Genomic DNA, 24,187 nt, shown 5'->3' on the forward strand with positions numbered 1-24,187 from the left:
ACATGGCACATCATGACCTGAAGGTAGAAAACGTTGTCACCTCCGGAATCTTCGCCCTCGACGGCGGGGAGTGGGAGGTGGACAACAACATCTGGATCGTGGGCAACAACGACGAGGTCTACATCATCGACGCCGCCCACAACGCCACCCCCATCATGAACGCGGTGGGTGGCCGCAAGGTGAAGGGCATTCTGTGCACCCACGCACACAATGACCACATCACCGTCGCGCCCGAGCTGGCGCGCGAATTCGACGCCCCCATCTTCGTCCATCCGGGTGACCGGATGCTGTGGGAGGAGACCCACGGGGACCTCAAGCACGAAGAGCTTGTCGACGGCCAACGCTTCGACATCGCCGGCACCGAACTCATCGTGCTCAACACCCCCGGCCACTCCCCGGGTTCCTGCAGCTTCTACGTCCCCGAGGCCGATGAACTGTTCTCCGGCGACACCCTCTTCCAGGGCGGTCCCGGTGCGACGGGGCGCAAGTACAGCTCCTTCGACACCATCATCGAATCCCTCAAGACCTCCATCCTGGACCTTCCCGCCGAAACCACGGTGCGCACCGGACACGGTGACCACACCACGGTTGGTGCCGAGGCTCCACACCTGGAGGAATGGATCAAGAGGGGTTACTAACGCCAGGGCGTAAGTAAATCACCCCCTATTTAGGGCGGAACGACCGTACTGTATGCGGTTGTTCCGCCTTTCCTATTCACAAACCCGGTGTGATCCATAACATAGCGGTCATGAATGTGAACAAGCGTGGGCAACGGCAGGTCTGGCTGGCGGTGGCATTGTCGGTGTTCACCGTGGCATGGGGTGGAAACGAATTCACTCCGCTGCTGGTGCTCTACCGGGAGCAGGGCATCTTCAGTGATCTCTTCATCGATATGATGCTGGTCTGCTATGCCATCGGCGTGGCCGTGGGTCTGCTGGGTGCAGGCCCGCTGTCCGACCGTTTCGGCCGACGGGCCCTCATGCTGCCTGCGCCTCTGATCGCGGCCCTGGGTTCGGCGTTCATCGCCTCCGGTGAGGAACTGGGTGTGCTCATGGCGATCGGCCGCACCCTGTCGGGTATCTCGGTGGGCATGGCCATGACGGTGGGGGGTTCCTGGATCAAGGAACTGGCCCATCCGCGTTTCGAGCCCGGCGTGAAACCCAGCGAGGGCGCCCGCCGTGCATCGATGTCCCTGACCGGTGGCTTCGCACTTGGTCCCGCCGTGGCTGGTGTCATGGCGCAGTGGCTGCCGCTGCCCGGTCAGTTGCCCTATCTGCTGCATATCGTGTTGTCGCTGGTCCTGCTGCCGTTGATCCTCACCGCCCCGGAGACCCGTCAGTCCGCACACCTGAAGGTGAAGGGTTCCTTCTGGGCTGACATCCTGGTGCCCTCGGCGAAGAACAAACGCTTCCTTTTTGTGGTGGTGCCCATGGCCCCGTGGGTGTTCGGCGCGGCCTTCGTCTCCTACGCCATCCTGCCCACACTGCTGCGCGACATGGTGGAATACTCCGTCGCGTATTCCGCCCTGATTGCGTTGGTCACCCTGGGATCCGGTTTCATCATCCAGCAGTTCGGCCCGCAGATCATGGGGGAGAGCAGAACCCGCGGCCCGATCCTCGCGATGTCGGTGACTGTGCTGGGCATGGCAGGTTCGGTGTGGGTCGCGACGAATCCGCATCCGTGGTGGGCGCTGGTTGTCTGCGTGATCCTGGGTCTGGCCTATGGTCTGGGCATGTTCATGGGGCTTGCCGACACCCAACGCATCGCCACCCCCACCGACCTGGCGGGCCTGACCGGCATCTTCTACGCCCTGACGTACACCGGCATGATCTTTCCCGCGGTGCTCACCCGACTCAGCGAATTCTTCACCTACCCGCAGATGCTGGGCTTCGGCACCGTCATGGCGGTCATCTGCCTGATCATTGTGAGCGTAACCTCCCGCAAACTCTGACCAATTCCGGGGTATGGGATTAGAGTTGTCTGCATGCGTACAGTAGTCACCGGCGGCGCCGGCTTCATTGGATCCCATCTCACAGACCTTCTCATCGCCAACGGGCACGAGGTTGTGGTGATCGATAATCTCTCCCGCGGTCGTTTGGAGAACCTCCGTGACGCCGAAGCCACCGGAAAACTCACCTTCGTCGAGGCGGATCTCCTGGACGTGGACTTCAATGAGTTCCTCGCCGAGCACACCCCCGAGGTGATCTTCCACCTCGCCGCCCAGATCGACGTCCGAGCGTCTGTCGCCGACCCGCTTCACGACGCAGAAACCAACATCCTCTCCACCATCCGCATCGCTGACGCAGCTCGCCAGCATGGTGTGCGCAAGGTGGTGTTCACCTCCTCCGGCGGCTCCATCTACGGCGAACCCTCCGAGTTCCCCGTCAGCGAGGACATCCCCGTGGATCCGCATTCCCCGTATGCCGCCTCCAAGGTTTCCGGCGAGATCTACCTCAACACCTACCGCCACCTCTACGGACTGGACTGCTCCCACATCGCCCCGGCCAATGTCTACGGCCCACGCCAGGATCCCCACGGCGAGGCCGGTGTGGTGGCCATCTTCTCCCAGCGCCTGCTCGCTGGTGGACCCACCCGCGTGTTTGGCGACGGCGGCAACACCCGCGACTACGTCTACGTCGGCGATGTGGTCCGCGCCTTCTACCTGGCCTCCGGCGAGATCGGCGGCGGCATGCGCTTCAACATCGGCACCTCGGTGGAAACCTCCGACCGCCAGCTGCACACCCTGGTCGCCGAAGCCGCCGGCGCACAGGACAATCCGGAATACGCACCGGCCCGTCTCGGCGATGTGCCCCGCAGTGCCCTGTCCTTCGCCCGCGCCAAGGAGGTCCTGGGTTGGGAGCCTGAGGTGGACATCAAGCAGGGCGTGGCCAACACCGTGGAGTACTTCCGCCACAACTAGCGCGCCCCGCCCCCCGCACCCTTCGATTTTTTCGACACATTCTGCGCCAGCAGCCCGGGGTGTGTCGATTTTTTCAACCCCCAAGGCCATTCGAGTTCGACTTTTTCAACACGCCCACCCCGCTGGCCAGACTGTGTGTCGAAATCCTCCACTTCCGCACACCGGACCCCCGAAAAACGTCCCCACCACAACGCCGTCTAAGCGGTCAGCAAACACGCGCCCACCCCTGAGTGCATCCAGCCAGCATCAGCGCCTTAGAGCAGCGCTACCCAGCAGCCGACAACCACCCGCCACCAGGTCGCTGCCGCACCCTTCGATTTTTTCGACACACCCCGGCACCGAAGCCCGGGGTGTGTCGATTTTTTAAACCCAAGAGCCATTCGGGTTCGATTTTTTCGACACAGCAACCCTGCTGACCAGCCCGTGTGTCGAAATCCTCCACTTCCACCCACCCGGCCCCCGAAAACCGGCCCCTCCACAGCGCCGTTTAAGCGCCCAGCAACCATGCCCCCACCCCTGAGTGCATCCGGCCGTCATCAACCTCTTAAAACGGCGCCTACCAGCTACTTCTGTACGGAGTCCTCCGGCAGCACCGGATTCTGCAGGGCCACGGCACGTGCCAGCTTGGCATAACGCAGTTCCAGCTCACGGAATCGCACATAGCTGGACAGTGTGGTGAAGATGAACGCCACCACCAGCACATAGAGCAGCAGATCAGTGCCGCGGCCCACGCCGACGAGGTTGGCTACAGCGGTGAGGTCCTCCGGGCGCAGTACTGCCCATACGGCGGCCACGATGAACATGAGGAAACCGATCTTCACCCATGCCTTGGCGCGGGCCTTTCGGCGGTTGCTCAGGAAGTACAGTGCCAGGCCGCCGGTGGCGAGCAGCAGAAGTATCTGGATGATGATCTGGGTGGTGGAGTCGGTCATGGCAGCCTCCTGGCGAGGAATCCGTCGGCGAGGATGTTCACGCCGTTGAGCAGGGACTGGCCCTTGCTCATTGAGTATTCGGTGTAGAGGATATCCACGGGTTCCTCGGCGATGCGCCAGCCGCGGTCGACGATCTGGTCGATGAATTCGGAGGCGTGCGACATGCCGTTCATCCGGATGTTGAGTTCCTGCGCTACTTTCTGATTGAACACGCGCAGGCCGTTGTGGGCATCGGTGAGCCCCAGTTTGCGGGTCTTTGGGGACAGCAGCACCACGGTGCGCAGCACCAGGCGTTTGATCCAGGGCACCTGGTCGTCTTCTTCGCGGGGGCGGCCGAAGCGGGTGCCCACGATGATGTCCAGGTTCTCCTGTCGCAGGCGTTCGACCATGCGCACCACGTCCTTGACCTGGTGTTGGCCGTCGGCGTCGAACGTGACGAAGCAGGCAGCGCCGGGTTGTTTGCGGGCGTATTCCACCCCGGTCTGGATCGCTGCGCCCTGGCCGAGGTTGACGGGGTGGTTGACCAGGTGGGCTCCGCTGGCGTGGATTTCCTCGGCGGAGTTGTCGGGCGAGCCGTCGTTGACCGCCACGATGTTGGGGAAGGTCCGACGGGCGTTGATCAGGACGTCCCTGATGACTGTGCCCTCGTTGTAGCAGGGCACGACCAGCCATGTGTCGCTGAAATCCGGCGAAGCGTGCGCGCCGGTGTTGCTTGTCTGTATCGCATCCATGATGTTGAAAGAGCTTAGTGCATTTTCCGGCGTCTGCCGGTAGGCCAGGCTTATCCACGCCTCCTTCACCCCGCACCCACACCTCAGGCGGGTAAGCTAACCGAGATCAGGGGCAGCGCACAGTCCCCGCCGGATACCACAGCAGCATGAAGGAGCCAGGATATCGATGGGTAGCAACAGCATCGGTGTGGTCATTGTTTCCTATGGCCACGAGCAGGATGTGGCCGATCTGGTGGATTCGTTTGCCGGGCAGCTGCGCCCCAATGATCGCGTGGTGGTGGTGGATAACCGCAAGCCGTGGTTGTTGGAGTCGGTGGTGGGGGATCGCCTCAAGAAACATAACGCCATGATCATCAACCACGACAACGGTGGTTTCGCTGCAGGCTGCAATGTGGGGGCCGCGCGCATCCAGGATGAGGTGGATCTGCTGTTCTTCCTCAACCCGGACACGGTGATTGAGGATCCTACGTTGTTTGATACTCTGCGACGCGTCGATAAGCGGTGGGCGGCGTTCATGCCGTACCTCCTGCTCCCCGATGGCACGATCAACTCCGCGGGCAACGCGTTGCACATCTCGGGGTTGTCGTGGGTGACGGGGCTGGATGACAAGCCTGTCGGTCTGCATCCGGAGAGTGCTGATGACACCCCCGAGGTCACGGATATCTCCATCGCGTCGGGCGCGTGTCTGGTGGTGCGTACCGAGTGGTGGCAGAAGCTCGGTGGCATGGAGGAGTTGTACTTCATGTACCACGAGGACACGGATTTCTCGGCGCGTCTGCTGCTCTCCGGCGGCCGCATTGGTCTGGTTCATTCGGGTTATGTCACCCACCACTATGACTACGCCAAGGGTGATTACAAGTGGATCTACATCGAGCGCAACCGGCATGTGCTGCTGCTCAGTGTGCTGCCGCTGCCCACGCTGGTGGTGCTCATCCCGCAGATTCTCGGTGCGAACCTGGGTCTGTGGGCGATCGCCGCGAAGGAGAACCGCCTGGGCCTGAAGGTGAAATCCCTGCGTCTGCTCATCCGTGATCTGCCGAAGATCGTCGCCCTGCGCAGGAAGACCCAGCAGCTTCGTGCCCTCACCCCTGCGGAGTACCTGGAGAAGATGGAGTGGCGTTTCGATAACCCCAATCTCGGCGCGCTCGGCAGCAATAAGACCGTAAACAGGATCTACAAAGCCTATTACCAGGCCTGCCGCGCGATCCTCCGCGTTATTGCTTAACGACGCCTCCCTCATCCCCTCCCGCACGCCCCGCCCACCCCGACCGGGGGCAGGGTGGGTGAACCTGCGGGGCAAAGGGGATGAATTCATGCTTAATAAAACTTTTATAGAACACAAAGTCCCTGCTCGTGCATTTTCCCATGGGTTTCAATGCTCCTGTTAAAGAACGCATGCCTTCCCACAGGAGAATTTGATCAAATGAAGAGGCTTTCCCGCACGGCACTTGCTGTCGTCACCGCCACCGGACTCGGACTGGGTGCGCTCACCGTTCCCGCCTACGCGCAAGAGAACACCGTCGAGCTGAACATCCTCGGCATCACCGACTTCCACGGTCACCTGCAGCCGAAGGGCGCTGAAGCCGGTATCGCCGGTATCGCCTGCTACGTCGAGGCCGAGCGTGCAGACAACCCACTGACCAGCTTCGTTACCGTCGGTGACAACATCGGTGGTTCTCCCTTCGAGACCTCGATCCTGGACGACAAGCCGACCCTGGACGCGCTGAACGCGATTGGTGTCGATGCCTCCGCACTGGGAAACCACGAATTCGATGCAGGTTTCCTTGACCTGGCTGGTCGCGTCTCCCTGGACGGCACCGGCCAGGCAGAGTTCCCGTACCTGGGCGCCAACGTCGTCGGCGCGATCCCAGCACCCGCCGGCAGTGAGATCGTGGACCTCGGTGGCGTCAAGGTTGGTTACGTCGGCGCAGTCACCGAAGAGACCGCCTCACTGGTCTCCCCGGCGGGCATCCCGGGCCTCACCTTCACCAACGACATCGCGGCCATCAACACCGAGGCCGCCCGCATCGCCGCTGACGTCGATGTCGTCATCGCCCTGATCCACTCCGGTGCTTCCGCAACCGACGAGTTCTCCACTGACGTCGACGTTGTGTTCGCGGGCCACACCCACCAGAACCGCGTCGAGACCGGCCCGGCCCGCGAGGGCAAGCAGCCACTCGTGCTGATCCAGGGTTGGGAGTACGGCAAGGCTGTCTCCGATGTCGAGATCACCTTCGACCGCACCGCCGGTGAGATCACCAACATCGAGGCACGCAACGTCGTGGCGGAGGAGATCCTGGCTGCCTGCGATACCGTGCCGGGCAACGCCGTCGTGGCTGCTGTCCAGAACATCGTCACTGCAGCGGTCGACGCTTCCGCCGAGGCTGGCGGCGAGGTGGTCACCACCATCGAGAACAGCTTCTACCGCGGTGCGACTTCCGAAGGCGCGTACGGCAGCAACCGTGGCGTGGAATCCTCCCTCAACAACCTGCTCGCCGAGGCCGCACTGTGGGGCATGAACGAACTCACTGCACTGTCTGCCGACATCGGTGTCATGAACGCCGGTGGCGTCCGCTCAGACCTCGAGGCCGGCTCGGTCACCTTCGCCGAAGCGTACGCAGTCCAGCCTTTCGGCAACACCTACGGTGTCGTCGATATCACCGGTGCCCAGTTCAAGCAGGCTCTTGAGCAGCAGTGGAAGTCTCCCACTGCGGAGCACCCCCGCCTGGCACTGGGTCTGTCCAACAACGTTCAGTACTCCTTTGATGAGTCCCGTCCAGACGGCGAGCGCATCACCCACGTCACCGTTAATGGCGTACCACTTGATCTGGACGCCACCTACCGTGTGGCCGGAGCCAGCTTCCTGCTCGCCGGTGGCGACGGCTTCACCGCTCTGGCTGAAGGCAGCGACATGCTCAATTCCGGCATGATCGACATCGACTTGTTCAACCGGTACCTCGCGGAAAATCCCGACGTTGAGATCCGCGACAACCACGCTTCCGTGGGCATTCAGCTCGACGGCCCCGGTGTCGCAGCGGATGGTTCCCTGATCGCCGGTGAGGAAATCACCATCGATCTGTCCTCCCTGTCCTACACCGGCGGCGAGACCAAGCCCACCACCGTCACCGTCACCCTCGGCGACCAGGTGGTCACCGCCGATGTGGACACCACCATCCTCCCTGAGAAGTACGACAACACCGGCACAGCAACGGTCACCGTCACCGTCCCCACCGGCGCAACCGAGCTGTCGGTGGAAACCGACGCCGGCACCACCTTCTCCCTGCCGGTCACCGTCACCGAGACGCCTGTCGACGACGAACCCAGCACCGGCTCCGATAACGGCTCCGTCTCCGGTTCCGCGCTCGGTTCCTCGGTGGGTGCCTTCGCCGGTGTTGCTGGCGTGATCGCCGCTATCGCGGGCATCGCCGGTTTCCTCTTCAACTCCGTCATGGGTGGCGCACTCCCGGCCGCCCTGGCTCAGATTCCTGCTCTGGCGCAGCTCAATGCCCAGATCCAGGCCATCGCAGGTCAGTACATGTAATTCCCGCTAAACCAGAAAGTCCCTATCTCCACCACACAGGTGGGGATAGGGACTTTTTTGGTGAACGTTTAGAACGTACTGGTGTCAATCACAAAGCGGAACTGCACGTCGCCGGCCACCACCCGGTCATAGGCCTCATCCACCTCGTGAACACTGATCTTCTCGATCCGCGCGCCCAGGCCGTGTTCGGCGCAGAAATCCAGCATCTCCTGGGTCTCCGGGATACCGCCGATATTGGAACCGGTGAGCACCTTGCTGCCACCGATGAGGGAACCGAAGCTCAGGGGCTGCTTCTCCGGTGGCAGACCCACCACGGCCATCACCCCGCGGGGCTTGAGCAGACTCAAGTAGGCGCCGAGGTTGATGTTTGCGCTGATGGTGTTGAGGATGAAATCGAATTCCCCGCGGTAGTCGTTGAAGAAGCTCTCATCGGAGGTCGCCAGGGTCCGGGTAGCGCCGAGGGACTCCGCCACCTCCGCCTTCTTCAGGGAGCGCGACAGCACGGTCACCTCAGCGCCCTTGGCGGCTGCGATCTGCACGCCCATGTGCCCGAGCCCGCCCAGGCCCATGACCGCCACCTTGTCGCCTGACTTCACATTCCACTGGACGATGGGGGAGAAAGTCGTGATGCCGGCGCACAACAGGGGGGCGGCGACATCGAAATCCAGTGCGTCGGGGATCCGGCAGACAAACCGCTCGGACACGACGATCTTCTCGGCGTAGCCACCCTGGGTGATGGTGCCGTCCACATCCACGGAGTTGTAGGTGCCAACGGCCCCATTGAGGCAGTGGTTCTCAAAGCCCTGCTGGCACATCTCGCAGGTGCCGCAGGAATCCACCAGGCAGCCCACGCCGACGCGGTCACCGACCTTCCAGTCGGTGACCTCTGAACCCACGGCGGAAACCACACCGGCGATCTCATGGCCGACGGTCAGTGGGAAATTCGCCTCGCCCCATTCGTTGCGGACGGTGTGGATATCGCTGTGGCAGATGCCGGCGGCCTTGATGTCGATCACCACATCATCTGCGCGTGGGTTACGGCGCTGGATTGTCGTGATCTGGAATGGTGCGTCTGGCCCGGTTTTTTGCAGTGCCTTCACTGGAATTGTCATGCGGGCCAGGATAGTGGCCGGGAGCAATGTAGGCTACGTGCACCTTCTCAAACGCTACTGAGCAGCCGGGGACAGCTCCCAGGTGATGAAGCCACCGTCGAGGTTGGCGGATTCCACGCCGAGGTGGGTGAGCAGGCTGGCGGCGACGTGGCCGCGCTGGCCGACACGGCAGAAGGCGAGGGCCTTGCGGCCTTCGAGTTCATCGATGCGGTCGCGGATGTCGTCGACGGGAATGTTCACCGCACCGGGGATGGTGCCGGCGTTGAACTCGCCGGGGGTGCGGACGTCGACAAGCGTCCAGCCGTCGGAAAGCGCGTCGGAAAGCTCGTGCCACTGCACGGTCTTCTCGCCGCTGACCATGTTGTCGTTGACGTACCCGAGCAGGTTGACGGGGTCCTTGGCGGAGCCGAACTGCGGGGCGTAGGCCAGTTCCAGGTCGGCGAGGTCGGTGGCGGTGAGGCCGCCGCGCATGGCGGTGGCGATGACGTCGATACGCTTATCCACGCCCGCACCACCGACGGCCTGCGCGCCGAGGATCGCGTCGGTGTCTGCGTCGACGACCAGCTTGAGGTGGAGCATCTCCGCGCCGGGGTAGTAACCGGCGTGATCGGAGGGGTGGGTGTGGATGACGCGGATGTTCTTATCCGCGGCACGCGCGCGGCGCTCATTCCAGCCGACGGAACCGGCGGCCATGTCGAAGAGTCCGACGATCGCGGTGCCCAGGGTCGGGGTGCGGCGCACGTCGCGGCCGGTGATGATGTCGGCGACCAGGCGGCCGTGGCGGTTGGCCGTTTGGGCGAGGGGGACGAGGGTGTCCTCGCCGGAGACCGCATCGAGTTTCTCGGCGGCGTCGCCAAGCGCGAAGATCGACGGGTCGCTGGTGCGCTGCTGCTCATCCACCTTGATGCCACCGCGCTCACCCACCTCGAGCCCGGCGTCGGCGGCCAGGTCGCTGGCCGGCTTCACGCCGATGGACGCGATGACCATGTCGGCGGGCACCGTGCGGCCGTCGGCGAGGGTGAGGCGGTCGGCGGCGATGTCGGTGGTGTCGCCACCGGTGATCACCGTGACGCCGTTGTCAACGAGATGCTTTTCGACGATCACCGCCATCTCCTCATCCAGCGGCGTCATAATCTGCGGCGCCCGCTCAATCACCGTGACCTCCAGCCCACGGTGGCGCAGGTTCTCCGCCATCTCCAGGCCGATGAAACCACCACCGATGATGGCAGCGGTCTTCACGTCCTCGGTCAGGGCTGCGATGACCGTGTCCACATCCTCCACGGTGCGCAGGTTGAGGGCGCGCTCAATGCCGGTGATGGGCGGCATGATCGGGGTCGCGCCGGGGGAGAGCACCAGGTAGTCATAGGAGATGGACTCACCGTTTCCTGTGGTCACGGTCTTGTTCTCCCGGTCGATGGCGGTGGCGCGGGTGTTTACGCGCACATCCAGGTTGAACCTCTGGGCGAGTGATTCCGGGGTCTGCAGCAGCAGGGAATCACGCTCCGGGATGACCCCGGAGACGTGGTAGGGCAGGCCGCAGTTGGCGAAGGAGACATAACCTGATGCCTCGAGGACGATGATCTCCATCTCCTCATCACGACGACGGAGGCGAGCAGCGGTGGACATTCCGCCGGCGACGCCGCCGACGATCACAGTGGTGGTCATGAGGTTAGTTGTTTCCTTTGCTGGTTGTTATTTTCTGGCTGCAGGCTGGTTGTGTGCGCAGGTGCACCACTGGTTCGGTGCCACGCTGGCCTTGACCTGGTCAATATGCTGGCCGCAACCATCCCAGGTGGTCTTGCCGCAGGTTGGGCATTTAACGGGGTAACACATGGGGGTCTCCTTAGAGCAGGGTGAAGGATTGTTCTGCCATTCAGTATACCCCCTGGGGTATGCTCGCCCAAGAGACTGTGAGTAGCTTCACCCACACACCGTCAACCACCTTACGCCGGGGATCAGGCCCTGTCCGCGGCCCTGCCCGCCAGGTAGGTGGCATAACTCAGTATCACTACCTCCACCGCCAGACCGACCAGACCTGCCACGATGCCCCAGGCCCCGCCGAGTTGCCACTGCATCACCACGGCCCCCACAACCGTCAGGGCAGCCACCCACCACAACCACCCCAGCACCGGCAACGCAGCGGCATGCCCTGCGTACCAGGCCTCCGGCGAACGGGTGGTTCGACGGGTTCGGATGCCCACCCCGCCGTTGTGGGGAAGCCGTCCATCCGCGGCAGCCCGCGTCACCCCGATGCACAGGGCAGCAAGCATCACCACGGAGAACAACAACGGGACGAGGCCGACAGCCTCCTCACTCATGATCTAGCGATCCCCCGCAGCCCGCAGCAGGTAGTGGCCGTACCCGGATTTCTTCAGACCTTCGCCCAGTGCCACCAGCTCCTCCGCGCTGATGAACCCTTCCCGGTAGGCTGCGACCTCAGGTGAGCCGATGATGTTGCCGGTGCGTTTTTGCAGCACCTCCACATATGCAGATGCCTCACTCATGGAGTCAATGGTGCCGGTGTCCAGCCACACGTCACCGCGGTCCAGGCGTTGGACGTTCAGGGCGCCGGCCTGCAGGTAGGCCTCGTTGACGGAGGTGATCTCCAGCTCGCCACGCTCAGACGGTTCGATGGATTTGGCGATCTCCACCACCCGGTTGTCGTAGAAGTACAGGCCCACCACCGCGAAGTTGGACTTCGGCTCCACCGGCTTTTCCTCAATCGACACCGCACGGTTATCCGCGTCGAATTCCACCACGCCGTAGCGCTCCGGGTCGGAGACCTCGTAGGCGAACACGATGCCACCATCGGGATCGGAGCATTCCTTGAGCGCGCGACCGAGTTGGGCGCCGTCGAAGATGTTGTCGCCAAGCACGAGTGCCACATCGTCGTCGCCGATGAAGTCCTCGCCGATGATGAATGCCTGCGCCAGGCCATCAGGGGAGGGCTGCACGGCGTAGCTGAGCGAAATACCCCAGTGGGTGCCGTCGCCAAGCAGGCGCTCAAACGCAGGGCGGTCTTCTGGGGTGGTGATGATGAGGATCTCGCGGATACCGGCCTGGATCAGCGTGGTCAGGGGATAGTAGACCATCGGTTTGTCATAGATCGGCATCAGCTGCTTGGAGATGGCCTTGGTGATCGGATACAGGCGCGTGCCGGACCCACCGGCGAGAATAATGCCCTTCATCTTATAGCTCCTTCAAGTAATCAGCCAGACGATCGCGCCAATCCGGCGCGGTGAACCCAGCAGCACTCAGCTTGCTCAGGTCCAGCCGCGAGTTCAGTGGGCGCGGTGCGGCCCCCTGCTTATCGACGAAATACTCCGCCGTACTCACACCTGTGACATCCTCGGGGTTGCGGAAGATCATACGTGCGATATCAGCCCAGGACGCAGGCGCACCGGAGTTACTCAGGTTGTAGGTGCCAAAGGGCGCCTGGGTATCCAGCAGGTGTTTGATGCCGGCGGCAATATCTTCAGTGAAGCTCAGTCGGCCGATCTGGTCATCCACCACCGACGGCTTGATGCCGCGCTCATCCAGGGACTTCATGGTGCGCACGAAATTGTTGCCCTCGCCGATGACCCAGCTGGTGCGCACCACATAATGCCGCGGTGCGGTGGACGCTGCGATGTCACCGGCGGCCTTGGTCTGGCCGTAGACACTTAAGGGGGATAGTGGCGCATCCTCGGTGTATTCACCATTGGCGGTGCCATCGAAGACGTAGTCGGAGGAGATATGCACCAGGGTGAGGTTGTTCTCCCGTGCCACCGTGGCGAGGTTGGCCACCGCCTGGGCGTTGATGGCCCAGGCTGCGGCGCGGCCGTCATCTTCGGCCTTATCCACTGCCGTGTAAGCGGCGGCGTTGATGATGGCGGAGTACTGCTTCCAAGGGCGATCCAGTGGGCCCGTGATATCGAGTTCCTCACGGCCGACGAATTCGGCCGTCGGGAACACCGCCCGTAGGGCGGTGCCCAACTGACCAGCAGCGCCGGTGATCAGAACCTTGCGGGAGGGCAGGGGGGAGGCGTCGATAAGCGCGGGGTGGTTCTTGTCCTTGTCGGAGATCTCGGTGATCGGCAGGGGCCAGTCGATCATGTCGAGGTTGACGTTGGCGTAGTGCGCGTTAGGCGACCAGTGGTCATTGACCAGGTAGGTGTAGAGCGTGTTGTCCTCGAGCGCCTGGAAACCGTTGGCCACCCCGCGCGGGACGTAGACGCCGACATCCGGGGTGATCTCCTGAGTGACCACCGCACCAAAGGTGGGGGATCCCTCACGCAGATCGCACCACGCGCCGAAGACGCGGCCGGTGCCCACGGAAACGAACTTGTCCCAGGGCTCGGCGTGCAGACCACGGGTGGTGCCGGCAGTCGCGTTGAAGCTCATATTGTTTTGCACCGGTCCGAAATCCGGTAGGCCCATGCTGGTCATCTTGTTGCGTTGCCAGTTTTCCTTGAACCAGCCGCGGTTATCGCCGTGGACGGGGAAATCGAAGATCAGCAGGCCCTCGATGGCGGTGTCGCGCAGGGTGAGTTCCTTATTGAATGAGGTCATGGGTTATTGTCCCTGCTTGGCGTAGGTGGCTTCGACCTGGTCCTTGGCGGGTTTCCACCAGTCCTGGTGCTCGGTGTACCACTTAATGGTCTGTTCCAGGCCGGCGCGCATACCGGTGTCGGTGTCGGTGTACTTCGGTGCCCACCCGAGCTCGGTGCGCAGCTTGGTGGAATCCATGGCATAGCGCAGATCATGGCCCGGGCGATCAGCGACGTGCTCATAGGCGTCGGGGCCGAGACCCATGAGCTCACAGATCATCGAGATCACGGCCTTGTTGTTCACATGATCATTATCCGCGCCGATGATATAGGTATCACCGAGCCTGCCTTCTTTCAGGATCAGGTGGACGGCATCATTGTGGTCATCGACATGGATCCAGTCACGGACCTGCTCGCCGGTGCCGTACAGCTTCGGAGTGAGACCGGAGAGGATGTTGGTGATCTGACGCGGGATGAACTTCTCGATGTGCTGATACGGCCCATAGTTATTCGAGCAGTTGGAGATGGTGGCCTTGATGCCAAATGACCTGATCCAGGCGTGCACCAGGTGATCCGAGCCTGCCTTGGTGGCCGAATACGGCGAAGAGGGCTTATACGCAGTGGTTTCGGTGAAGCGGTTGGGATCATCAAGTGCGAGATCACCGAAGACCTCATCGGTGGACACATGGTGCAGGCGCTTGCCGTGCTTGCGGATCGCCTCCAGGATGGTGAAAGTGCCCACCACGTTGGTCTGCACGAACGGGGATGGATCATTCAGGGAGTTGTCGTTGTGCGACTCGGCGGCGAAGTGCACGGTGATGTCGTGCTCGGCGACGAGCTTGTCGACGAGCTCAGCGTCGCAGATATCACCCACGACCAGCTGCACATGGTCTTCGGGGAGGCCTGCGAGGTTGTCAGCGTTGCCGGCGTAGGTCAGTTTGTCCAGCACCGTGATCTTGTCATATTCAGGATGCTGCTGGATTGTCTGGCGGACAAAGTTCGCACCGATAAACCCGGCACCACCGGTCACAAGCAAAGAAGTCATGGTCGTCATAGTAGTTGCGGCTCCTGCCGTTGCGCGTGTTGTCGCTGACGGGCATGTCAATTCAGCCGTGACCCAGCTTCGGTGCGGTGTGAAAACGTATGGGGAAAAGCCACGGATAGTGCATGCCCACTTCTCCACATGGGCTGTGCTCAGCTGTCGTAGGGGCCACGGCTTGCGGACTTTCTGAACACCCGGACAAAAGCCCCCATTATTGATGGCACCCACCCGGGGGTGGTATCGGTGGCGAAGTTCACAGTGGTCGGAGAGAATAAGTCAGCACTTCTGATCACATGTACGAAATCAGGGCGGTCAAATGCCAGTTCCCACCCGGCTTCACTAAGGCGGGACGACCATAGAAACGCAGCTTCTGACATTGAATGCGCCGGTTTGCTATGGACTACACCGCATATGAGGAAAGGGCTTGAAACGCACATGACAACCTTGCCAGACCCCCCGACCCCTGGTTCCTCCTATGGGTCTCCAGAGCATAAGGCGGAACAGTCCCCTTGGCATGCCGGTAGTCAACTTCCAGCTCCGGATAGTCATGACAGGGATGATGACGCACCGCGGAATGAGGTGCAGTCACCTTCTCCGGAATGGGAGCAGGAGCCCCCGGAACCGTCGGTACAGGAGAGCACCCCTGTTGAGAAACCGGAAGCTGGGACGTCCACCTGGGCAACCGGAGGACACGCGCGTCAACCTGTGGATACGCCCATCGTGCCTACTGAGGCCCTCATTGACGCACTCCGTGACCGGTCGCATCTGGAGGAAACCATCTCCACGTTGAGTCGAGTCGTGGAAACCCTGGAGCAGCGTGTCTCCGAGCTGCAGGGGGACCAGGTCCAGGCTCTTTTCACGCCCCCTGCCCAGGCCATTATCACCGTAGTGGCGCAGATCGACCGGTGGGTCCGTACACCGGCATCCCTGGTGAACGTGGATGAAGAGGCAGAGAGCAAATTGACACAGGGCCTTGAGTATCTGGCAGACCAGCTCGTTGATGCGCTCGCCTCGCTGGGACTCAGTCCAGTCCCGGTCGAGGTCGGACAGCCCTTCGATAGATCTATTCACAAGGTGGTCGCTGTCGAAGACACCGGGGATGAGTCCGCAGATCGCCAGGTTATCGCTGTTCAGCAGCGTGGGTTTCTCTATCCGAAGCAGAAGCGAGCGGCCTTTCCAGCCCATGTGGTGGTGCTCAAATACAAGCCCTGAGCTTGAGGATCAGACAAACATCATTAAACGCTAGAAGCCATACATGGGAACCCGTGTGAAGGAGAAAAACATGAGCAAGGTATTCGGTATCGATCTCGGCACCACCTATTCAGCCATCGCACATATCACCGATTCTGACACGGTCGAAATCATTGACAATGCTGACGGTCAGAGCACCACTCCGTCCGTCGTATTTTTTGAAGATGCAACAAACGTCGTGGTGGGAGCAACTGCTAAGCAGGGTGCGAAGTTCAACCCTGAGCAGACCGTGTCTCTGATCAAACGCGAAATGGGTCGGAAGGGTCCCGAGGTGGAACGCCAGTTCTTCGGCAACACATATACCCCGGAATCCATCTCTGCGATCATCCTGCGTGAGTTGATCGAAAATGCAATGGAGGAGGTGGATACAGACTCGAAAAAGGCAGTAATCACTGTCCCGGCCTACTTCGGACTGAATGAAAAGAATTCCACCAAACTCGCGGGTGAGATTGCGGGTATTGACGTGATCGATATTGTTTCCGAACCTGTGGCAGCTGCGGTTGCTGAGGGATTTGATTTCACACGGGAAGAAACTGTCCTTGTCTATGACCTGGGTGGTGGCACCTTCGACTGCACCATCATGACCTTCAGCCCTGATGAGGGTATCCGGGTGAAGGCTGTTGATGGTGACAGAACATTGGGAGGCGCTGATTGGGATAAGGCGCTCTATGATTTCGTCCTCGATCAGTTCTGGGAGGCATGCGCCTCTCAGTTGGGAGATGAGTACCCCGAAGATGATGTCGCCTTTGTTCAGGAACTCCAGAACGCCGCTGAGAACGCCAAGATCAGCCTGACCAAGAAGACGAAGGTCCGCGTCCCCTGTGCTTATGCAGGCGCCTCCACGCTCGTCGAGGTCACTCAGGAGGATTTCGAGCGTGCGACTCGCCATCTTCTCGACCGAACCCTGGAGTGCGTTGATCGCACTCTTGCTCTGGGGAACAAGAATTTCCCTGGCCTCAAGGTGGATAAGTACCTCCTGGTCGGTGGCTCTTCCCGCATGCCTCAGGTGGCTGACGCGCTCACCGAGAAATACGGTTGGACACTTCAAAAGACGCACTTTGACCACGCGGTTGCCAAGGGAGCAGCCATGATTGGGCAGGGAATCGTGGAGGTACCCGCTGGAGACAACGGCCTGCCCGATAAGCAGGAGGGGCCCAGGGAGCTGCTGCTTCCCGGCCATGGCCAGGCTGGAACCATGACCATTCAGAATCTACTGTCCAAGGCCGTGGGCGTTAAGTTCAGTAACGAGGATGGCTCCCAATACATCGGACACCTCATCGAGCAGAACACCCCACTGCCCGCAGAGGGCTCTGTGAAGGCGTCCACCCTCGGCGATAGTGTGCAGAGTCTTCCCGTTCACCTTTTCGAACAAAAGGGTGAGGTCCCCAGTGAAGAACTCGGCGCGAATGTGGAGATCACCCCGGAAAGCGGCGCCATTTTCACTGACCTTCCCAACCTACCCAAGGGGTCACCCATCCACATGACCATGAAAGTCGACGCTTCAGGCCTTCTTCATTTCGAGGGTTATGAACCGTCGACCGACCAGTACCTGCGTTTGGAGATTGAGGTGTCCACCATGCAGCGGGAAGAAGTGGAGAGAGCGAAAGAAGTTGTCTCGAGCCTGACCCGGAATGAGTAGAACCGCGTGTTCTTGCTTACCCAGCAGTAATAACGTCGCGATGTAGCGGGGTGGTGGTCATGGGAATAACCGCATCCGCACATGTGTAACAATCACATGAGAGAGGTTCGAAAAGATGGCGAAGACTCAAGAGGAGTTCAGGAAGACCTTCGCTACCCGGCACCTGCGTCAATTCGAACCTTCCACAAAACAGGGGTTGCAACTGGCTGTCCTTCTCGATCGCCTGGAAGAAAACAACTGGGACTTCAGCGGTGACCTCCAGAAAGCGTTATCCGGTTTCAACCTGGCCCAACTTTTCTGGGTCACCGCGGACATGGATAAGGATCAGGTCAGTACGCAGCTGATGTGGGTCGACATGGCGTTGAATAACTCCCAAAACCCACTTCCGGTGCGCGTCAAAGGTTTGAAGGACAGGCTGAAGGCATCTCGCGGTGGTGAATGGTCTGATGAACTGGTCAATCTGATTATGAGCCAGGCTCAGACTACCGGGCAGGAGATACTCGATCGCCTGCTTGACAGGGCCAGGAAAGAAGCAGATGGACTCGGTGTTTTTCCACGCGCTCGATTGGAGGAATTGAGGGCCACGTACGCCGAAGGCTACGCATCTGAGGACGTGGAGGCGCATTTCAACGCGTCCGGTCTGAAGGTGGTGGAACCGTATTCCCCCCTGCCGGGGGACGTTCCCCCCTGGTTCCACCGCATGATGAACCAGGATCTCAATATGCTCAGTTTGATCGCTTTGGTCTTCTTTGATCAAAAGACCATCCCGAAGATCCCGGTACTGGAACGGTGCACTCTCTCCCGGGATCAGCTCGCGGAAGCAAAAGACCGGGTCAATAAGGGACACGGCACGGGCATCCATACCGATCAGATTCCCGCTTCAATCGATCTGATCATGCGGGAATACCCTACTGATGAGAAACTCAGGGATCTTCTGAGGCTGTCACTTCAGAACGTAGCGGCCAAACGGCTCGCGGGCTTGTCAACGCCGGTAGAAGCACGGGATGACCTCGTCGATCGCGGTGTCGAGATCACAGATGCTTCCCGCATCGTGCTAGCCTTGATCTCGGAGAGTGTTCCTGGAAAAAGTTCGGAACCCACCTGGGGCATGGTGCTCGCAGCTCTGGCCGGTGGAAGGCTCCGCGAAGCTCGTCAGCTTGCGGATCAAGTGGAAAGTGCCTCAGCTAAACCGGAGGATGATTCTGAGCGGGGCAAAGCACTCGACCGTTTGAATGAACACGAACAAAAGGTTGCTTCTCTGGTTGAGGATTACCATCGAGCGTTCGATGGGGGTGATGTGCACACAGCACTTACCGCGTTGAAGGACGCTGAGCGGCTGTGCACTGATGACCCGGACCTGCAACGGATGGTCACCCAGCTTCCACCGGGGCCTCCGCGGAATGTCTCGGCGCAGGTTTTGTCTGACCACAAGGCCGTGCAGCTGAGCTGGTCTGCAGGGATCAATACCCGAGACTCCACGCAGCACCAGGTGTCATTGCAGGTCGGTGACGTGCCTGAGGGCACCACTAACGGTACCGTGTTGGCGTCCAGGACAACCGAATTCTCTTTTCTGGCACCCGTGACAGAGGTAGGTGAAACCCTCCATTTTGGTGTGTCAAGTACAAACGGTGGTGGATGGTCCGCGCCGTCGTGGGTAGAGGTGGTTGTTGCGCCCCCGGTGAGTAACGTCCGGGTAGTCGCCGAGGAAACCGCCGTCAATCTGACGTGGGAAGCACATCCCGCTGTCACGGCAGTGCGGGTGAGTTATTCCGGCGCAGGAACGGAAAAGAAGGTGACATCACCACAGACTCAGGGAATAACAATCTCTGACCTGCAACATAGCGAATCCTATCGCTTTGTTCTCACAGCTGAGTACACCTCACGGAAAGGCGGGACCTTCCGCTCTGAGCCGGTTTCCCTCACCGCGGTACCACGTGGGCGGGCACGTCCAGTCAAACAGCTGACACACGATTTTGGCCGGGGACCAGGTGGTCAGAGTGAATTATCGCTCTATTGGTCGACGTTGCGTGGATACGATATCTATATCTACGCCCTGGCTCACAAGTGTCCCTACGGTTTCGGCGAGCGGGTCCCTCTGGAGGATCTTAAAAAGCATGGCACGAGGATGACGGGCACTGCACTTCAGCGGGGCACAGTGGAAGGGTTGAAGGCGACCCCGAAATCCGGTGAGCATATCTACGTCCCTGTGACTATCGACGGCACCGTCGGTGTTATAGGTCAATCCACAACGATCGGTTTCACGCCGTCTTTGACCAATGTGGCCTTTAAACGCCTGGGTAACACCGCTCTCATTTCCTGGGAGTGGCCGCAGGGGGTAAATGATGTGGAAGCTAAGTGGTCTGGACCGCACAAGGGACAACGCATGATCTCGCGTACTGAATACCAGAAGGAAGGGGGGTTACGGATAGATGTGGGAGCCACCGCCTCACGCCTGACCTTGAGCGCTGTTGCCTTCGGTGAGGACACCATGTGGATGTCCCAGGAGAAACTCATCAGCATTCCCGCGATCGACCAGGTGGTGACTTATGTGACAGCGGTTTCCCGCAATTGGCGCAACAGACCGAAACATGTGGACTTCTGCTTCTCGGTGTCCCCGGCATCCGCCGGTTTGTCCTTCACCTTCATACCGGTGTTGGGGGTGGGGCAGTACCCTCCGGCGCATCCCACTGTGAACGGTGCGATCGCCTTGGATCCGGTCCGGGTGAAAATGCAGGAGGCCTCGGAGCAGGGGGCGAATACCCGTGCACATGTTCGTGTATCACTCGACGGCCGGGGTGAGTTTCGTTGGGTTCGTGCCTTCACCGAAGACAGCGGCGTGCTGTTGGAAAATAGAGATTAGACAGGAATGCCGTCATGGGTCTAAAAGATCTGTTCAAGAAAAGTACCGTCAATTGCCCCTACTGCTACACAGAAACCTCCCTGGATGACTGTGTGTACCGGTGTGCGGGAATTCCGGCCCCGGGTATGCCTGCCTGCGAGCCACAGCCCGATGAAGTGCGGGAGCGCTTCTCAGATCCCAGGCGGTACCTCCCGTTTAGCGTGCCGAAGAATAAGAATGGCAAGAAAGCCACCTGCTCGTACTGCGGTGGTCCCTGTTTCACCAGGCTGTTCTCTTGTTGTCATTCCCCGGTCCCCGCCAACTTCTCCGCGGACAGCACGCTCATGGGGCTGGTTGGTGCACGGGCAGCGGGTAAGACCGTGTTGCTGACGGTGTTGAATACTGAATTCAGCAATACGGTCGGTCCCCGCTTCCGAGCCTCAATTGCCAATATCTCGGACAACATGAACATGACCGATGAGTTGAGTCAGTGGCGCGAACAGATGAATCAGGGCGGTGGGCTCCCGGGAAGTACGAACCGTGGCAAAAAGATTCCGTACATCTACGAATGGCGGTATCTGGATCGATCGAAGAGCGCCATCTTCAGCTTCTACGACACTGCCGGCGAATCGCTGGCCAGCGTCGCGGATGCTCGTGACATGCAGTACCTCGCGGCTACCGACAGCCTGGTGTTGCTGTTGAACCCCTTTGCTTTTCCAGCGGTTCAACATAAAGCTCGGGAACGTGGCATCGGTGATATCGAGTTGGTCAATCCGGAGCAGATCCTGATCAACCTGACACAGGTCCTTCAGGCACATGAAAGGACCGGTAAGAACAAGAAAATCAAGAAACCACTGGCGATAGCGGTGGCGAAAATGGATGCTTTTGCCGAGGAGATTTCCCCCAACTCTCCGCTGTTGCAGGAATCCTCCAAGGAACCGTTTCTGTCTCAGGAGGAATCCCTCAGAGTCCACAACGAGGTGGGAGCGAAAATCGTGGAATGGGGTGGAGGGGCCTTCCTCGATCATCTCGAAGCGTATTACGACAACTATCGTCTTTTCAGTCTCTCCGCTCTGGGCAATGAACCGGATTATGCGACAGCCACGGCGAGCCAGCTCGGTGTCACACCGATTCGCGTGGCCGAGCCCTTTCTCTGGCTCATGTCTCTTACACGGTTCGTACCCACCAAATAGGCCTCTAACCCAAGATATGAGAGTAGTGATGAGGGCATGTTCGGAACGATAGATTACACCTACTGCACCCGGGAGATGTCTCTGAACGGTTTACCCGGGTGGCAACTTTCTGCATGTTCGGAACACCTGGATTCTGACGATAGGAATCGGGTGACGGAGAAGTATTTCCATGCGCTGCCGTCGAAAGACTACCCAGACATCGATATGAGGGATCCCTCCACTCATCCCAGAACCGTTCTTTTCGATGAAAATGGGGGCAGGTTCTATCTAGCAAATGGAAAATCAATTCCGGAGCTCCAAGGGACCACACGACCGGGGAACCACTTCACCCGGGTGTTGGTCACAACCGAGCCAGAGGATTTCTACTGGACCAGTCCGGCCCAAACCCTCTGCATTGAGGAGCTGTGGGTACAACCACTGTCCGCGACGCCCGGGAAGCTGGGGAGCAAGGCAGCTCCGAGCCAGTCTCAGACTCCTGATGAGTTGATCAGGTATTTTCGGGGAAAGACATGGTTCTGGGATAACTTCGCGGTGATGCTCACCCTGATCGAGAAGAGTCTTGAACCCTCGGGGCCACGGGTGTTCATTCAGACGGATGATGAAGTAGAGTTCCTCAACTGCCTTGCTCTATTCAGCTTTTTTCTCTCCAGGCCCCAACAATTGCGCCTGACATTCCGCATGGGTACCTATAATCCGGAGAGTGAATCATACCGGGTGATTGGCGTTCACTCCGCCGTTCTCGCTGATCTCCATGGCTTCGACCTGGCCCAGACCAATGAGTCCTTCATTGACCTCATTGGCCAGGGAATGAGTGATATAAAGCCAAGTCCTACAGCGACCAGGGTGGTCGACTGGTTGAATTCCCATGATTCCGGTGATGTGATCCGCACGGTGGAGCAGCTCCGGGAATGGGAAACCTACATGGAGTCCACGGTTGCGGTTGAAGCCGTGAGAACCATTCTCCTGGGGGAGAAAGGGAATGAGTTCACCGGCGCGGTGATCCAGGCGTTAGTGGCCTTCAGCAGGGTTTCTCCGGAGAACGATTCGGTGGCGGCCTGGGTGGCCGATTGCACAGACTACCTCCTACAAGCGGGTACCGCCGTAGGGGAGCTTGTCGACGTCTCCCGCAGCCTCATCGTAGGTGGGCACGTGGGCGCAGGTGTTCACATCTTAAACGAAGTGGTACGCCGCAGTATCGGGAAACCTTCGGATATAGCGCGCGTCATCGGCCCACCCGGTTACTGGGCAGAGGCGCTGCCCGTACTCTCGTCAGCTGACAGGGGAGACTGGGCGGAAGAGCGCATAGCTGAGCTTCGTCGTTCCCTGGTGTCGATTGGCGCATACGGGGATGACTTCCGCTCGGAATCTATCGGGGGTTATCTCAGCCTGCTGAAGGCCGTGAATCGGGGAGAGGAGATCAGGATCGACCTCAATCTCTATGACCGTCAGGCAAGGCTCCTTGCAGATAACCCCGCATTGAGTACGTCTGTTCACGAGTGGGAAGAAGGGGATCTGATTTTCGATGCCGCTAGGAACCTCCTCCTCACTGATCTGCTCACGAACCAATCTCCACTGACCATGGGCGTGGCCAGGGGCGAGTATGACTCCTTCCTCTCCCAGCAGTACAGCCATGACCTCGATACCTGGATTCTGGTGGCACAGCTGCGTCGGGAGCATCATGGCGATGAGGGGCGCGCTCTGAACAGCGGCCTGCACAAACTGGCTTTACGATCGACAATCGAGAACTGGTGGCCGTTCTTCCACGACCTCGATGGCAATGTGGATTTCACAGGTGGACTCGAGTGGCTTCGAGCTCAAGGGTCCTGTCCTGTCTCTCTCGGGGATGCGATAGCGACGTGGTACCAGCAGAACCCCGCGCAGCTGGCACGGATACTGGAATTCCTGGTTGCTTGGCCCTCCATGTCAGCCTCCCGGGAGCTGAGTCGAATACTCGATCAGTTCCACGTAGTCCGGCACGAACTGGCTAATCTCCAGGGGAGAAGAAAGCCGTCCGAGATCCGACGACTGACTCCCCAGGAACTCTTCCTTCACCTGGAGATCATTGTTAAGACAGCCTGGCAACATGCCGATCTGGTCATATGCGAAGAGCTCATCAGGACACTGTATGATGCCAATCTCCAGAATCAGACCCACATGGAAACCCGACGCCAGATAGAGGAAAAAGTACCTGGCGTGCTCAGAAATGTAGCTTCCACTGTCCAGATGAATGGTGAGGTTCCGGATTCCGCTGATTGCGCACGCAGCACTCTGGCTATGATCACCCCGCTGGTTCTGCGGCGACTGGCAAAGGAGGACGGTCGTGACACATCGGCTTTGGTTGACGCATACCTCTCTGGTCGTTCGAGCAGCGAGAAGCTCAAGGACACCTTCGAATCTGCTCGAAACCTGTTGAGTCCTTTTGGTTCCCGCAAGAAGACCGGTAAAGGGAGGTAGAGAG

The 24,187-nt window shown here is 60.1% G+C and carries 18 protein-coding genes; 10 read left to right on the top strand and 8 right to left on the bottom strand.

Features of this window, described 5'->3' with window-relative positions; genetic code table 11:
- Positions 1–2: 2 nt before the first annotated feature.
- From H9627_RS11750 to H9627_RS11760, 3 genes are all read left to right on the top strand, one after another.
- Positions 3–638 (top strand): MBL fold metallo-hydrolase, encoded by a 636-nt coding sequence (locus H9627_RS11750; RefSeq protein ID WP_191734226.1) that lies wholly within the window; start codon positions 3–5, stop codon positions 636–638.
- 110 nt (positions 639–748) lie between these two features.
- Positions 749–1,951, top strand: a complete 1,203-nt coding sequence (locus tag H9627_RS11755; RefSeq protein WP_191734227.1) for an MFS transporter — start codon at positions 749–751, stop codon at positions 1,949–1,951.
- A gap of 33 nt (positions 1,952–1,984) precedes the next feature.
- Complete coding sequence (locus H9627_RS11760) at positions 1,985–2,920, top strand: NAD-dependent epimerase/dehydratase family protein (RefSeq protein ID WP_191734228.1); 936 nt, start codon at positions 1,985–1,987, stop codon at positions 2,918–2,920.
- A gap of 563 nt (positions 2,921–3,483) precedes the next feature.
- On the opposite strand, the gene H9627_RS11765 is transcribed toward H9627_RS11760, so the two are convergent.
- Positions 3,484–3,852: a DUF2304 domain-containing protein gene (locus tag H9627_RS11765; protein ID WP_191734229.1), complete on the bottom strand. Its 369-nt coding sequence runs from the start codon at positions 3,850–3,852 to the stop codon at positions 3,484–3,486.
- Positions 3,849–4,583 carry a glycosyltransferase family 2 protein gene (locus H9627_RS11770; protein WP_191734230.1) on the bottom strand — a complete coding sequence of 245 codons (735 nt, stop codon included), beginning with the start codon at positions 4,581–4,583 and terminating at the stop codon, positions 3,849–3,851. Before H9627_RS11770 ends, H9627_RS11765 begins: the two co-directional genes overlap by 4 nt.
- 166 nt (positions 4,584–4,749) lie before the next feature.
- Here H9627_RS11770 and H9627_RS11775 point away from each other — a divergent pair, with 166 nt between their 5' ends.
- The gene (locus tag H9627_RS11775; RefSeq protein ID WP_191734231.1) at positions 4,750–5,808 is read left to right on the top strand and encodes a glycosyltransferase family 2 protein; all 1,059 of its coding nucleotides are present in this window, start codon (positions 4,750–4,752) and stop codon (positions 5,806–5,808) included.
- 198 nt (positions 5,809–6,006) lie between these two features.
- Positions 6,007–8,124, top strand: a complete 2,118-nt coding sequence (locus tag H9627_RS11780) for a bifunctional metallophosphatase/5'-nucleotidase (protein ID WP_191734232.1) — start codon at positions 6,007–6,009, stop codon at positions 8,122–8,124.
- Positions 8,125–8,192: 68 nt separating this feature from the next.
- Here the strand turns inward: H9627_RS11780 and H9627_RS11785 are convergent, their stop codons facing one another.
- The 6 genes from H9627_RS11785 to rfbB form a co-directional block, all read right to left on the bottom strand.
- On the bottom strand, positions 8,193–9,236 hold the full coding sequence (locus H9627_RS11785; protein WP_191734233.1) for an NAD(P)-dependent alcohol dehydrogenase: 1,044 nt from the start codon (positions 9,234–9,236) through the stop codon (positions 8,193–8,195).
- A gap of 54 nt (positions 9,237–9,290) precedes the next feature.
- Positions 9,291–10,901 carry an FAD-dependent oxidoreductase gene (locus H9627_RS11790; RefSeq protein WP_191734234.1) on the bottom strand — a complete coding sequence of 537 codons (1,611 nt, stop codon included), beginning with the start codon at positions 10,899–10,901 and terminating at the stop codon, positions 9,291–9,293.
- Between the two features lie 290 nt (positions 10,902–11,191).
- Entirely contained in the window at positions 11,192–11,554 is a 363-nt protein-coding gene (locus H9627_RS11795; protein WP_191734235.1) for an SdpI family protein, read from the bottom strand.
- A gap of 3 nt (positions 11,555–11,557) precedes the next feature.
- The gene (gene rfbA / locus H9627_RS11800) at positions 11,558–12,424 is read right to left on the bottom strand and encodes a glucose-1-phosphate thymidylyltransferase RfbA (RefSeq protein WP_191734236.1); all 867 of its coding nucleotides are present in this window, start codon (positions 12,422–12,424) and stop codon (positions 11,558–11,560) included.
- 1 nt (position 12,425) lies between these two features.
- Entirely contained in the window at positions 12,426–13,787 is a 1,362-nt protein-coding gene (locus H9627_RS11805) for a sugar nucleotide-binding protein (RefSeq protein WP_191734237.1), read from the bottom strand.
- A gap of 3 nt (positions 13,788–13,790) precedes the next feature.
- Positions 13,791–14,810 carry a dTDP-glucose 4,6-dehydratase gene (gene rfbB, locus H9627_RS11810; RefSeq protein ID WP_191734238.1) on the bottom strand — a complete coding sequence of 340 codons (1,020 nt, stop codon included), beginning with the start codon at positions 14,808–14,810 and terminating at the stop codon, positions 13,791–13,793.
- Positions 14,811–15,512: 702 nt separating this feature from the next.
- On the opposite strand from rfbB, the gene grpE reads away from it, so the two are divergent.
- The 5 genes from grpE to H9627_RS11835 all read left to right on the top strand — a co-directional run bounded on the left by grpE (position 15,513) and on the right by H9627_RS11835 (position 24,183).
- Complete coding sequence (gene grpE / locus H9627_RS11815; protein ID WP_191734239.1) at positions 15,513–16,019, top strand: nucleotide exchange factor GrpE; 507 nt, start codon at positions 15,513–15,515, stop codon at positions 16,017–16,019.
- Positions 16,020–16,089: 70 nt separating this feature from the next.
- Positions 16,090–17,697 carry an Hsp70 family protein gene (locus tag H9627_RS11820; protein ID WP_191734240.1) on the top strand — a complete coding sequence of 536 codons (1,608 nt, stop codon included), beginning with the start codon at positions 16,090–16,092 and terminating at the stop codon, positions 17,695–17,697.
- 115 nt (positions 17,698–17,812) lie between these two features.
- A complete protein-coding gene (locus H9627_RS11825) occupies positions 17,813–20,557 on the top strand; it encodes a fibronectin type III domain-containing protein (protein ID WP_191734241.1) in 2,745 nt (914 codons plus the stop codon).
- A 14-nt stretch (positions 20,558–20,571) separates the two neighbouring features.
- Positions 20,572–21,729, top strand: a complete 1,158-nt coding sequence (locus H9627_RS11830) for a TRAFAC clade GTPase domain-containing protein (protein WP_191734242.1) — start codon at positions 20,572–20,574, stop codon at positions 21,727–21,729.
- 36 nt (positions 21,730–21,765) lie between these two features.
- Entirely contained in the window at positions 21,766–24,183 is a 2,418-nt protein-coding gene (locus H9627_RS11835) for a GAP1-N2 domain-containing protein (protein WP_404826210.1), read from the top strand.
- The last annotated feature ends 4 nt before the right edge of the window (positions 24,184–24,187 follow it).

The organism is Corynebacterium gallinarum, assembly GCF_014837045.1.
Classification (GTDB): Bacteria; Actinomycetota; Actinomycetes; order Mycobacteriales; family Mycobacteriaceae; genus Corynebacterium; species Corynebacterium gallinarum.

Coding starts and splice junctions, on each gene's coding strand:
- H9627_RS11835 (WP_404826210.1), top strand. CDS start 21,766: ATGTTCGGAACGATAGATTACACCTACTGCACCCGGGAGATGTCTCTG.
- H9627_RS11755 (WP_191734227.1), top strand. CDS start 749: ATGAATGTGAACAAGCGTGGGCAACGGCAGGTCTGGCTGGCGGTGGCA.
- H9627_RS11775 (WP_191734231.1), top strand. CDS start 4,750: ATGGGTAGCAACAGCATCGGTGTGGTCATTGTTTCCTATGGCCACGAG.
- H9627_RS11805 (WP_191734237.1), bottom strand. CDS start 13,787: ATGACCTCATTCAATAAGGAACTCACCCTGCGCGACACCGCCATCGAG.
- H9627_RS11830 (WP_191734242.1), top strand. CDS start 20,572: ATGGGTCTAAAAGATCTGTTCAAGAAAAGTACCGTCAATTGCCCCTAC.
- H9627_RS11795 (WP_191734235.1), bottom strand. CDS start 11,554: ATGAGTGAGGAGGCTGTCGGCCTCGTCCCGTTGTTGTTCTCCGTGGTG.
- H9627_RS11750 (WP_191734226.1), top strand. CDS start 3: ATGGCACATCATGACCTGAAGGTAGAAAACGTTGTCACCTCCGGAATC.
- H9627_RS11820 (WP_191734240.1), top strand. CDS start 16,090: ATGAGCAAGGTATTCGGTATCGATCTCGGCACCACCTATTCAGCCATC.
- H9627_RS11780 (WP_191734232.1), top strand. CDS start 6,007: ATGAAGAGGCTTTCCCGCACGGCACTTGCTGTCGTCACCGCCACCGGA.
- H9627_RS11765 (WP_191734229.1), bottom strand. CDS start 3,852: ATGACCGACTCCACCACCCAGATCATCATCCAGATACTTCTGCTGCTC.
- H9627_RS11790 (WP_191734234.1), bottom strand. CDS start 10,901: ATGACCACCACTGTGATCGTCGGCGGCGTCGCCGGCGGAATGTCCACC.
- rfbA (WP_191734236.1), bottom strand. CDS start 12,424: ATGAAGGGCATTATTCTCGCCGGTGGGTCCGGCACGCGCCTGTATCCG.
- H9627_RS11760 (WP_191734228.1), top strand. CDS start 1,985: ATGCGTACAGTAGTCACCGGCGGCGCCGGCTTCATTGGATCCCATCTC.
- H9627_RS11785 (WP_191734233.1), bottom strand. CDS start 9,236: ATGACAATTCCAGTGAAGGCACTGCAAAAAACCGGGCCAGACGCACCA.
- rfbB (WP_191734238.1), bottom strand. CDS start 14,810: ATGACTTCTTTGCTTGTGACCGGTGGTGCCGGGTTTATCGGTGCGAAC.
- H9627_RS11770 (WP_191734230.1), bottom strand. CDS start 4,583: ATGGATGCGATACAGACAAGCAACACCGGCGCGCACGCTTCGCCGGAT.
- H9627_RS11825 (WP_191734241.1), top strand. CDS start 17,813: ATGGCGAAGACTCAAGAGGAGTTCAGGAAGACCTTCGCTACCCGGCAC.